Origin of the sequence: Lactobacillus mulieris (assembly GCF_007095465.1) — a bacterium.
In the GTDB taxonomy this organism is placed as follows: Bacteria; Bacillota; Bacilli; order Lactobacillales; family Lactobacillaceae; genus Lactobacillus; species Lactobacillus mulieris.
The window spans coordinates 1-396 of sequence record NZ_SDGL01000037.1 but is presented as its reverse complement, the minus strand read 5'-3'; the positions used below and the strand labels follow the sequence as shown (position 1 = coordinate 396).

Annotated in this window: 1 protein-coding gene; it reads left to right on the top strand. The window is 33.3% G+C overall.

Features of this window, described 5'->3' with window-relative positions; all coding sequences use genetic code 11:
• The coding region (locus tag ETI37_RS07730) for a YfhO family protein (protein WP_143458514.1) at nt 1–396 on the top strand (396 nt) is incomplete at both ends.

The following is a 396-nucleotide window of genomic DNA, read 5'->3' as shown; positions in this document are numbered from 1 at the left end:
ACTTTCAACTATCGTGGAGCTGAAGTCTTTTCTTCAAATAACGACCCTAAAATTAGTGACTTTTATTCATTATTAGGTCTCCCAGGTACTGGTTATTTTTACTTTTACTCTACTAGTACACAACTAACAGATGCTTTATTTGATATTAAGACCTTTATTTCAACTACCCGCTTAACTGACTCGGCTGTAGGTTTTAAGAATTATGGGTTACGTGATGACTTGAAGATAAACAAAATCTGGTATAAAGATAAATATAATACTGCTTACCAGTGTAATACTTTTCCTTTAGCTTTTGCCGGCTACAAAGCTAACAATTTACAATTAGCTATCAAACAACCACTTGAAAATCAAACTAAAGTTTTAAATGCCCTCACTGGCTCTAAGCAAGTCTACTTT